Origin of the sequence: Brevinema andersonii (genome assembly GCF_900112165.1) — a bacterium.
Taxonomy (GTDB): Bacteria; Spirochaetota; Brevinematia; order Brevinematales; family Brevinemataceae; genus Brevinema; species Brevinema andersonii.
Map to the genome: position 1 here is coordinate 1 of NZ_FOKY01000039.1, position 1,039 is coordinate 1,039.

Annotated in this window: 1 protein-coding gene; it reads right to left on the minus strand. The window is 34.6% G+C overall.

Annotation, left to right across the window (positions count from 1 at the left end; genetic code table 11):
- Window positions 1-158 precede the first annotated feature (158 nt).
- Window positions 159-896 carry a hypothetical protein gene (locus BM018_RS07515; protein WP_092320192.1) on the minus strand — a complete coding sequence of 246 codons (738 nt, stop codon included), beginning with the start codon at window positions 894-896 and terminating at the stop codon, window positions 159-161.
- Between the last annotated feature and the right edge of the window lie 143 nt (window positions 897-1,039).

Consider the following 1,039-nt stretch of genomic DNA (forward strand, 5'->3'; position numbering starts at 1 on the left):
TCTTCTGTAAAACAATGGGAAAATCTTTCCAAAGATACGTGAAACAAGGTAATTCCTTCATCATTCCTCCATGTATCTATTTCTTCGATAAGAGAGACATGATAAATTAATAAAAAGACCAGGATATCCTGGTCTTTTTATTATTTGCATACTGAAAATTATTCTTCATCCGGAACACGTCGATATAACAAAGTACCATAACCACCGAACTCATACGTTTCTTCAATTTGTTCTTTATACTCATCAATATTAGATACACCTATAATGTCTCCGGAAAACTGGCTAGGATCACTCGGCTTTATTGTTAATACAGTATCCCTTTTTGCCCTCATCTGAACAACACGATTCATAGTTTTTCGTTCTATATCTACATTATATTCAGCTTGTGAATCACTAACCACCTTAATTAGGTGATAATACAGCACCGTGTAAAAGTTTGGTACATTATCTATTCCCCTGGTAATATATTGTATTTCAAAGCTGCCATCTTCCTTTATATCGATTTCTTGAAACCTCGTTCTATCACGCAAACCCTCCATATAAACGAAATAATTCTCCCGGGACCGCAAATTTTGGATCCATAATTGGTTGATTTTTTCCTGTGCTTCTTGTTCTTGTTGGGAAATAGGAGTAATACGTGGTGGTTGTACAGAAGAGAGTTCTATCACAGTTGGTTTTTCCTCACTGTTTTGCCCTTCCTCTTTATTTGGTATGCCAACCACACGATTCACTTTTTCTACACCCGCGGTTTCTGAACTGTTTATTTTTGTTTCTTTCGCATTCTTTGATGGTTGTGCTGAAGCCTGTTTAGGTGCCATATTAATTTTTATTCCCTCATCGTCTAGGGATAAAAGGTTACAACTTGCTAAGGCAAGTAAAATTAAGATCCTGTTCAAGGTATTTCCTCCTACTATATTCTAAAAATTTAATCCTTTTATTGTAACAGTTCTTTATACCCTTTGTCAATATTATTTTGGTATAAATGTCATATAACATTTAGTTTTGCAGTTATGACACATTTAGTTTTGCAGTTTTTGAA